This window comes from Nocardioides eburneus (genome assembly GCF_040838215.1).
Lineage (GTDB): Bacteria > Actinomycetota > Actinomycetes > Propionibacteriales > Nocardioidaceae > Nocardioides > Nocardioides eburneus.
On sequence record NZ_JBFPJR010000006.1, the window covers coordinates 140,000 to 148,251 of the forward strand.

An 8,252-nucleotide genomic window follows, 5' to 3' on the forward strand; every position below is an offset into this window, starting at 1 on the left:
CTCACCAGACATGGAGCTGCGCATCTTCACCGAGCCCCAGCAGGGGGCCTCCTACGACGACCTGCTGGCGGTCGCGACGACCGCTGAGGAGCTGGGCTTCGGGGCGTTCTTCCGTTCCGATCACTACCTCAAGATGGGCGACGTCAGCGGTCAGCCGGGGCCCAGCGACGCCTGGACGACGCTGGCCGGCCTGGCCCGCGACACGAGCACGATCCGGCTCGGCACGCTGGTGACGAGCGCGACGTTCCGCTATCCGGGGCCGCTCGCGGTCACCGTCGCCGGCGTGGACCAGATGTCGGGCGGCCGGGTCGACCTCGGCCTCGGCGCCGGCTGGTTCGAGGCGGAGCATGACGCCTACGCGATCCCGTTCCCCTCGACGAAGGAGCGGTTCGACCGGCTGGAGGAGCAGCTGGAGATCATCACCGGCCTCTGGGCGACGGCCGCGGGAGCGACCTTCGACTTCGACGGCGCGCACTACCGGGTCGCCGACAGCCCGGGCCTGCCGAAGCCGGTCCAGCGCGGCGGCCACCGCGGTGGCGTCCCCGTCGTCATCGGCGGTCACGGCAAGAAGCGCACGCCGTACCTCGCGGCGACGTACGCCGACGAGTTCAACGTGCCGTTCGCGTCCGTCGACGACACGGCCGCCCAGTTCCGCCGGGTCGAGGCCGCGGTGGAGAAGGCCGGACGCTCCGCCGGCTCGATGACCTACTCGGCGGCCCAGGTCCTCTGCCTCGGTGCCGACGAGGCCGAGGTCGAGCGTCGTGCCGCGGCGATCGGGCGCGAGAAGGCCGAGCTGCGTGAGAACGGTCTCGCCGGCACGCCGGACGAGGTGATCGCCAAGATCAAGCGCTTCGAGGCGGCGGGCGCGAGCCGGCTCTACCTGCAGGTGCTCGACCTCGGCGACCTCGACCATCTCCGGCTGGTGGCCAGCGAGGTCATGCCTGCGGTCTGAGCGGCCGCTGCAGGGCGATAGGCTGGGACCATGACGCTCGCGACCCCGTTCGGCACCGTCCTGACCGCCATGGTCACGCCCTTCAAGGAGGACGGATCGGTCGATCTGGAGGCGGTGCAGAAGGTTGCGAAGCACCTCGTCGACCACGGTCACGACGGTGTCGTCGTCTCGGGCACGACGGGGGAGTCGGCGACGACGACCGTCGCCGAGGACGCCGAGACCCTGGCCGCGGTGAAGGACGCCGTCGGCGGCCGCGCGAAGGTCGTCGCGGGTGTCGGCACCAACGACACCCGCACGACGCTCGACCTCGCCCGGCAGGCCGAGAAGGTCGGTGTCGACGGTCTCCTGCTCGTCACGCCCTACTACAGCAAGCCCGGCCAGCGCGGAATCCTCGAGCACTTCCGCCAGGTCACGTCGGCGACCGACGTCCCCGTGATGCTCTACGACGTCCCGGGCCGCACCGGGTCGGCGATCGGCTGGGACGTCTACCGCGAGGCGATCGGCTTCGACACCGTCGTCGCCGTGAAGGAGGCCGCGGGCGACCTCGCGCGCGGCGTACGCCTGCTCGACCTCGGCTATGCCGTCTACTCCGGCGACGACGCGCTCAACCTCGCCTGGCTCGCCCACGGCGCGAGCGGCTTCGTCTCGGTCGCCGGCCATGTCGCGGGCGACCTGCTGCGGGCCATGCACGACCAGTTCACCGGCGGCGACGTGGTCGCCGCCCGCCAGACGTATGCGCGGATGCTCCCCGCGATCGACGCCATCATGGGCGTCCCCAACTACGGAGCGACCACTGCCAAGGCGGCTCTCGAGCTCGTCGGCGTCCTCGACAACCGCACGGTCCGCTCCCCGCTGGTGGCGCTGGACGACGTGGAGGTCGGGGCGCTCCGAGCGGGCCTGGAGGCCGCCGGCCTGATCTAGACAGGACCTCCATGTCCCATCCCCACCCCGAGCTCTCCGCCCCCGGCGAGCTCGCCGAGGGCGGCCTGCGGGTGACCCCGCTCGGCGGTCTCGGCGAGGTCGGCCGCAACATGACCGTCTTCGAGTACGCCGGCCGGCTCCTCGTCGTCGACTGCGGTGTGCTCTTCCCCGAGGACCAGCAGCCCGGCGTCGACCTGATCCTGCCCGACTTCGGGCCGATCCGGGACCGCCTCGACGCCATCGAGGCGCTCGTGCTGACGCACGGCCACGAGGACCACATCGGCGCGGCGCCGTACCTCCTGCGCGAACGCCGCGACATCCCGCTCGTCGGCTCCAAGCTCACCCTGGCGCTGATGGGGTCCAAGCTCCGCGAGCACCGCCTGCGCGAGACGGTCCAGCACGTCGTCAAGGAGGGCGACCGGATCGCCTTCGGCCCGTTCGACCTCGAGTTCGTCGCGGTCAACCACTCGATCCCGGACGCGCTCGCCGTCGCCATCCGTACGCCGGCCGGCATGGTGCTCCACACCGGCGACTTCAAGATGGACCAGCTGCCGCTGGACGGACGGATCACGGACCTGCGGTCCTTCGCCAGACTCGGTGAGGAGGGCGTGGACCTCTTCCTCACCGACTCGACGAACGCCGAGGTGCCGGGCTTCACGACGGCGGAGAAGAAGATCACCCCGGCGATCGAGCAGGTCTTCCGCGAGTCCGAGCAGCGGATCATCGTGGCCTGCTTCGCGTCCCACGTCCACCGGGTCCAGCAGATCCTCGACTCGGCGGTGAAGCACGGCCGCAAGGTCGGCTACGTCGGCCGGTCGATGGTCCGCAACATGCAGATCGCCTCCGAGCTCGGCTACCTCCACGTCCCCGAGGGCGTGATCGTCGACGCCAAGGAGCTCGCCGACCTGCCGCCCGAGAAGCAGGTCCTGGTCTCCACCGGGTCGCAGGGTGAGCCGATGTCGGCACTCTCGCGGATCGCCAACGGCACCCACAACTTCGTCCAGATCGCGCCCGGCGACACGGTCCTGCTCGCCTCGTCGCTCATCCCCGGCAACGAGAACGCCGTCTACCGCGTCATCAACGGCCTCGCCCGGCTGGGCGCCCACGTCGTCCACAAGGGCAACGCGCTCGTCCACGTCTCCGGGCACGCCTCGGCGGGCGAGCTGCTCTACTGCTACAACATCGTCCGCCCGCGCAACGTCATGCCGGTCCACGGGGAGATCCGCCACCTGCTGGCCAACGGCGACCTCGCCCGAGCGGTCGGGATCGACAACGTCGTGATCGCCGAGGACGGCGTCGTCGTCGACCTCGTCGACGGTGTCGCGAAGGTGGCCGGCAAGGTCGAGTGCGGCTACGTCTTCGTCGACGGAACCTCGGTCGGCGACATCACCGAGAGCGAGCTCAAGGACCGCCGCATCCTCGGCGACGAGGGCTTCGTCTCGATCATCGTGGTCGTCGACTCCGTCTCCGGGAAGGTCTCCTCCGGGCCCGAGATCCACGCTCGCGGCAACGCCTGGGCCGAGGACGCCTTCGACGAGATCAAGCAGCCCATCGTCGACGCGGTCAACCGGGCGGTCAGCGAGGGGGCGACCGACACCTACCAGCTGCAGCAGGCCGCCCGTCGTACCTTCGGCCGCTGGGTCTCCGACACCCACCGTCGCCGCCCCATGATCATCCCCGTCGTCATCGAGGCCTGACGCCGAGCCGGCGGAGTCTCGACGGCCGGGGCGCCGGCTGTCGAGGCCCCCGTCCGCCGCGTGACGACACGCACCACTGTGGTCCCTGTGACTGGTGTGACGATCAAATAGGGTGGTCGCATGGCGACCCGTACGTCTTCCCCGCCGGGGTCGCGGAGCACGAGCACGTCCTCAGGATCCTCGAGCACCCGCCCCCGGAGTACGTCCACGACCAAGCGAGCGACGGCCACGACCCGTGCCCGCGCCAAGGCCGCGCCCTCGCGAGGGGGCAGCAGTCGCGGCAAGAGCACGGCTCGACGGCAGCCGCCGCGCGCCGTACGCAACGGGCCCGGCCCACTCGCGCGGCTCTTCGAAGCCCTGCTGCGCGCGGTCGCGACGGTCTGGATGGGGATCGCGCACGGCGTCGGCTCGGTGGCTCGCGCCATCGGGCATGGCGCCCGTGACCTCGACCCCGAGCACCGCCGTGACGGCGTGGGCCTCTTCATCGTCGCCCTGGCCGTCGTCAGCGCCGCCGGCGTGTGGTTCCAGCTCGGCGGTCAGTTCTTCGACGTCGTCCGGACGATCGTGAGCGGGGTCGTCGGCAAGGTCGGCTGGCTCGTGCCCCTCGCGCTGGTCTTCACCGGCGCCCGGATCATGCGCGACCCCGTCAACAACGGACCGGTCGGCCGGCAGGTCATCGGGTGGACCGCCTTCGCCATGGGCGTCCTCGGCATCGTGCAGATCGCCAACGGCAATCCGCAGCCGGTCGACGGCAACTCCGAGCCGCTGCAGAGCGCCGGTGGGGCCGTGGGGTACGTCGTCGCCAGCCTGCTCCTCGACCTCCTGCGCAGCAACGCGGTCGTCGTCGCGCTGCTCCTGCTGCTCTCCTTCTTCGGGGTGCTGGTCATCACCGGCACACCGCTCTACCAGGTGCCGACCCGGCTGGCGGAGATCCGCGACCGGGCGCTGGGCCGCGAGCACGACGACGAGGAGGACGACGAGCACGACGACACCTCGCCGATCCGCCGCCGTCGCAGCACCAAGCTCTTCGCCGACGACGACACCGGCGAGCTCGGCGCGCCGGCCTACGACACCCCGGTGCTCGAGGACCGCGAGGTGAAGAAGCGTCGCAAGAAGAAGGACGCGCTCGACGTCGCCCTCGACATGACCGGCGAGCAGACCGGCCCGCTCGACCCGGCGGATCTCGCCGACGCCCCCGCACCCGCCGCGGCGAGTCAGTCCGAGGACACCAAGCCGCGGCTCGCGCGGCCGGCGGCCGGGGTACCCGCCAAGGAGGAGAAGGCCGAGCTCGAGCCGCCGCCGCACAGCGAGCTGCCACCGCGTGTCGAGCAGCTCATGCTCGCCGGCGACGTCACCTACACGCTGCCGGCCAGCGACGTGCTCAAGCCGGGCTCGCCCCACAAGGCGCGCTCGAAGGCGAGCGACGACGTCGTCAGCCGGCTCACCCAGGTGCTCGAGGAGTTCAACATCGACGCCCAGGTCACGGGCTACACCCGTGGCCCGACGGTCACGCGCTACGAGGTCGAGCTGGGCCCCGGCGTCAAGGTCGAGAAGATCACCAACATCCAGAAGAACATCGCCTATGCGGTGGCCTCCGCCGATGTCCGGATCCTCAGCCCCATTCCCGGCAAGTCCGCGGTGGGTGTGGAGATCCCGAACACCGACAAGGAGATCGTCTCCCTCGGGGACGTGCTGCGGTCCAACACCGCCCGCAGCGACCACCACCCGATGGTCGCCGGGCTCGGCAAGGACGTCGAGGGCGGCTTCGTCGTCGCCAACATGGCGAAGATGCCGCACCTGCTGGTCGCGGGTGCGACCGGCTCCGGCAAGTCGTCGTTCATCAACTCGCTGATCACCTCGATCCTCATGCGGGCCACGCCCGACGAGGTCCGCATGATCATGGTCGACCCCAAGCGGGTGGAGCTGAACGCCTACGAGGGCGTCCCGCACCTCATCACGCCGATCATCACGAACCCGAAGAAGGCCGCCGAGGCCCTCGCCTGGGTCGTGCGCGAGATGGACATGAGGTACGACGACCTGGCCAACTTCGGCTTCCGTCACATCGACGACTTCAACAAGGCCGTACGTGCGGGCAAGGTCGAGCTGCCGGCGGGCAGCGAGCGGGAGCTCTCGCCGTACCCCTACCTGCTGGTGATCGTCGACGAGCTCGCCGACCTGATGATGGTGGCGCCGCGCGACGTCGAGGACTCGGTCGTCCGCATCACCCAGCTGGCGCGTGCGGCCGGCATCCACCTCGTGCTGGCGACGCAGCGGCCGTCGGTCGACGTCGTCACCGGTCTGATCAAGGCCAACGTGCCGTCGCGGCTCGCGTTCGCGACCTCCTCGCTGGGCGACTCGCGCGTCATCCTCGACCAGCCGGGTGCGGAGAAGCTGGTCGGCCAGGGTGACGGGCTGTTCCTGCCGATGGGCTCCTCGAAGCCGATCCGTGTCCAGGGCTCGTGGGTCTCGGAGGCCGAGATCCACCAGGTCGTCACTGCCTGCAAGGGGCAGTTGGAGCCGTCGTACCGCGAGGACGTCACGGCGCCTGCGGCGTCGAAGAAGCAGCTCGACGACGACATCGGCGACGACCTCGACCTGGTCATCCAGGCGATCGAGCAGGTCGTCACCACGCAGTTCGGCTCGACCTCGATGCTGCAGCGCAAGCTCCGCGTCGGGTTCGCCAAGGCCGGCCGCCTCATGGACATCATGGAGAGTCGAGGCATCGTCGGTCCCTCCGAGGGCTCCAAGGCCCGCGACGTGCTCGTCAAGCCCGACGAGCTCGACAGCGTCATCGCGACACTCCAGGGGGAGATGTGACCGGCATGGACAGCGGGACGGACCCGCGGACGGAGAGCGCGCTCGACCGCCGGGTCGAGGGCGAGATCGACACCGTCGAGGTGCGTCGCAACACCCGGCTCGCCACCGCGGTCGCGGTGGCGGCCCTGCTCACCGCCGTGGCGTTCTGGCTGCGCGGGGGCGCGGCGGGTCTCGTCGTCGGCGTCGTCATGCTCGTGATCGCCGGCTTCCACGCCTGGACCGCGTACGACGGCCGAACGCCGCTCATGCTGCTCGACGAGCAGGGCGTTCGGATCCGGTTCGGGCGCGCGTGGCGTGGCATCCCGTGGTCGGGCGTCGAGGAGGTCGAACACCTCCCGCGTCCGCGCCCGTGGTGGCAGTCGTGGCGTGACGGCCGGCTCGCCGTACTCCTGACGGACGAGGAAGAGGCGGTCGCTGAGCTCCCGAGCCGCGCTCAGCGGCATGCGCGGCTCACTCAGCGGTTGTACGGCGTCCCGTTCGCGGTCCCGCTCGGGATCGGCACGCGCGTGCTGGGTGCGCGGGGAGACCTGACCGGTGCGGTCGCCGAGCTGGCGGGCGAGTCGGTGCCGGTGGTCGAGATCGACCCGACGCTCGCGGCCGCCGAGCTCGCCACGGAGCCCGACACGGAGCCCGACACGGACGCCGAGGCCGCTGCCGAGCCGCATGGCCCGGACGCCGAACCGGGGGAGTCCCCGCTCGTCGAGGACGAGACGCCGCTCCCGACCCAGCCGTACGCCGTCGTGGCGCGCGCCGAGGCGGACGCCGCCGGTCCGACGCCGGACGCGACCACGCAGCCGGCGCGTCAGAGCACCGTCCCGCAGGTCGAGCGCCCGGTGGCGGCCAGCCCGACGCCGAGCCCGCTGCGCGAGCCGACGGTGGCGGTCCGGACGGACCTGCGCTGGCAACCCGAGGAGCAGCCGGCGCTGCACGGGGCGAACGCGCTCCGCCTGGACCCCTCCGAGCGTGAGACCGACGGCGACGCGGCCGAGGCGACGGAGCTGATCGCCGTCCTCCCGGAGGGCGTCACGCCGATCGCGAAGCCGGGCGAGCCGGTGCCGCCCTTGGAGTTCGACGACCTCGAGGCCGAGAGCGTGCCCGATCCGGTCATCGGGCCGGAGCTGGCGGCCGCGCGCACCCGCCTCGGCCTCTCGGTCGAGACCCTGGCCGAGCGCACCCGCATCCGGCCCCACGTGATCGAGTCGATCGAGGTCGACGACTTCGGCCCGTGCGGCGGCGACTTCTACGCCCGCGGCCACCTGCGCACCCTCGCCCGGGTGCTCGGTGTCGACGTGGCGCCCCTGCTGGCGTCGTACGACGAGCGGTACGCCGACGGCCCGGTCGACCCGCGCACGGTGTTCGAGGCCGAGCTGGCGTCGGGCCCGACCAGCACACTGCGCCGGATGCGCGGCGGTCCCAACTGGTCGGTGCTGGTCGCCGCGGTGATGGCCGTCGTGCTGGTGTGGTCGGTCGCGCGGCTCGTGATGGACGGCTCCCACCACCCGCAGAGCAACGCGATCAGCCTGGACAGCGGCTCGGCCGGCACGCGGAACCCGTACGGCAAGACCGCGGCCCCCGTTCCGGTGACGCTCACCGCCGTCGGAGGCGGTGCGCACGTCGTCGTACGCGACGCGAACGGGCAGGTCGTCTTCACCGGCGACCTGGCGTTCAGCGAGAGCCGGACGCTGAAGGCGTCCCCGCCGCTGCGGGTCCAGACCTCCGACGGCTCCTTGCGCGTCTCCGTCGCGGGCGGGCCGACGAAGGCGCTCGGCAAGACCGGGGAGCCCGCGCAGAAGACCTACACGGTCAACTGACCCGCGCACCGGCCAGTGGCCGCGCGCGTCGGTGCACCTGGACGCCGACGCGCG

Annotated in this window: 5 protein-coding genes; all 5 read left to right on the forward strand. The window is 71.6% G+C overall.

The annotated features are described in order from the left end of the window. Positions 1-10: 10 nt before the first annotated feature. The 5 genes from AB3X52_RS05265 (at position 11) to AB3X52_RS05285 (ending at position 8,198) form a co-directional block, all read left to right on the forward strand. On the forward strand, positions 11-952 hold the full coding sequence (locus tag AB3X52_RS05265) for an LLM class F420-dependent oxidoreductase (RefSeq protein ID WP_367992005.1): 942 nt from the start codon (positions 11-13) through the stop codon (positions 950-952). Between the two features lie 30 nt (positions 953-982). Further along, positions 983-1,873: a 4-hydroxy-tetrahydrodipicolinate synthase gene (dapA, locus tag AB3X52_RS05270; protein ID WP_367992007.1), complete on the forward strand. Its 891-nt coding sequence runs from the start codon at positions 983-985 to the stop codon at positions 1,871-1,873. 11 nt (positions 1,874-1,884) lie between these two features. Further along, positions 1,885-3,570, forward strand: coding sequence for a ribonuclease J (locus AB3X52_RS05275; RefSeq protein ID WP_367992009.1), 1,686 nt, complete (start codon positions 1,885-1,887; stop codon positions 3,568-3,570). Between the two features lie 120 nt (positions 3,571-3,690). Continuing rightward, positions 3,691-6,387: a DNA translocase FtsK gene (locus AB3X52_RS05280; protein ID WP_367992011.1), complete on the forward strand. Its 2,697-nt coding sequence runs from the start codon at positions 3,691-3,693 to the stop codon at positions 6,385-6,387. Positions 6,388-6,392: 5 nt separating this feature from the next. Next, positions 6,393-8,198, forward strand: coding sequence for a helix-turn-helix domain-containing protein (locus tag AB3X52_RS05285; protein WP_367992013.1), 1,806 nt, complete (start codon positions 6,393-6,395; stop codon positions 8,196-8,198). Positions 8,199-8,252: the final 54 nt, after the last annotated feature.

What these genes read in the sequence shown, in the direction of transcription:
- AB3X52_RS05265 (WP_367992005.1), top strand. Translation starts at nt 11, where the DNA reads ATGGAGCTGCGCATCTTCACCGAGCCCCAGCAGGGGGCCTCCTACGAC.
- dapA (WP_367992007.1), top strand. Translation starts at nt 983, where the DNA reads ATGACGCTCGCGACCCCGTTCGGCACCGTCCTGACCGCCATGGTCACG.
- AB3X52_RS05275 (WP_367992009.1), top strand. Translation starts at nt 1,885, where the DNA reads ATGTCCCATCCCCACCCCGAGCTCTCCGCCCCCGGCGAGCTCGCCGAG.
- AB3X52_RS05280 (WP_367992011.1), top strand. Translation starts at nt 3,691, where the DNA reads ATGGCGACCCGTACGTCTTCCCCGCCGGGGTCGCGGAGCACGAGCACG.
- AB3X52_RS05285 (WP_367992013.1), top strand. Translation starts at nt 6,393, where the DNA reads ATGGACAGCGGGACGGACCCGCGGACGGAGAGCGCGCTCGACCGCCGG.